At 43.0% G+C, this 753-nt stretch carries 2 protein-coding genes; both read left to right on the top strand.

Annotation, left to right across the window (positions count from 1 at the left end):
* The coding region (gene erpA / locus A9Q93_RS06170; protein ID WP_303686509.1) for an iron-sulfur cluster insertion protein ErpA at window positions 1–280 on the top strand (280 nt) is incomplete at its 5' end.
* Window positions 258–701 (top strand): hypothetical protein, encoded by a 444-nt coding sequence (locus A9Q93_RS06165; RefSeq protein ID WP_303686508.1) that lies wholly within the window; start codon window positions 258–260, stop codon window positions 699–701. The genes erpA and A9Q93_RS06165, both read left to right, overlap by 23 nt.
* The last annotated feature ends 52 nt before the right edge of the window (window positions 702–753 follow it).

Genomic DNA, 753 nt, shown 5'->3' with positions numbered 1-753 from the left:
ACTTGAAGAAGAAGGCGACGACAGCTTGTGTTTACGGGTATTTGTCACCGGTGGAGGCTGCTCTGGTTTCCAGTATGGCTTCACTTTTGATACTGAAATTGCTGAAGATGATACCCAAGTAACGCAAAGTGGTGTTAATGTGCTGGTGGATTCACTGAGCTACGCCTATTTAGACGGTGCCAGTGTGGATTATCAAGAAAGCTTAGAGGGTTCTAAATTTGTGGTTAATAACCCGCAAGCCTCATCAACCTGTGGTTGTGGCTCGTCGTTCACTATCTAGTTTTAGTTTAAATACGATTTTAGCTCTGTTTATTGGTCTTTTTTCATCTATGGCTGCGGCACAAGAGGGCCCATTCATTGCCCAATTGCATGCCCACACCCCAGAAGAATTGCAGGCATTGTTGAACCGTGCCGAAGCGTGGTCAAACAGTACAAAAACTTACCCAGATCACCCTATCTCAGTTATTTTACATGGCAGTGAAGCCAGCGCCTTTGTGAAAGCGAATTATCAAAAGTATCAATCGTTAGTGGATCAAGCTGCTAAATTAGATGCCTTCAATGTAGTGGATATTAAAATTTGTGAGCGCTGGATGGGGGCCAATATGGTTAACCGAAACCAGTTGCCGGCATTTGTTGAGACCGTCCCTTATGGGATAGAGGAAGAACGCAAGCTCATCAAAGCAGGCTTTCAAAGCTTTTAAATTTCAAGTTTCAAGTTTCAAGTTTCAAGTTTCAAGTTTCAAGTTTCAAGTT

This window comes from Nonlabens dokdonensis (assembly GCF_002162835.1).
In the GTDB taxonomy this organism is placed as follows: Bacteria; Bacteroidota; Bacteroidia; order Flavobacteriales; family Flavobacteriaceae; genus Nonlabens; species Nonlabens dokdonensis_B.
Note: the sequence above shows the minus strand (reverse complement) of the source record. Positions and strands in the feature narration are given on the sequence as shown.